Raw genomic sequence first — 309 nt, forward strand, 5'->3', positions numbered from 1 at the left:
CCGACCTTGCGCTGGCGATGTCGCACGTGAACTCCGAGCCCCGCGGCGCGCTCGGCTTCGCGACGCCCGCCCGCGCCTTCCGGGCGATGCTCGGCGACGACGCGGCGGCGCTGCTGGAGGCGTACGGCATCGAGGACGTGCCCGTCGACGGGCTCGACCTGACGCCGGGGCTCATCGCGCGGGCGCGCGCAGAGAGGGGCGATGCCCCGCTGTCCTAGCCTGAAAGGGAAAAACGGAATAGACTGACCGACCGTTCGGCTGGGTCTGGGAGGAGGTGCCGGGCGGCGGGCGGAGCATGGCCACCGGACC

The 309-nt window shown here is 73.5% G+C and carries 1 pseudogene; it reads left to right on the forward strand.

Features of this window, described 5'->3' with window-relative positions:
• Window positions 1–218, forward strand: a pseudogene (locus tag DW233_RS10385) (IS30 family transposase); the annotation flags it as partial.
• Between the last annotated feature and the right edge of the window lie 91 nt (window positions 219–309).

This window comes from Collinsella sp. AM20-15AC (genome assembly GCF_003471405.1).
Taxonomy (GTDB): Bacteria; Actinomycetota; Coriobacteriia; order Coriobacteriales; family Coriobacteriaceae; genus Collinsella.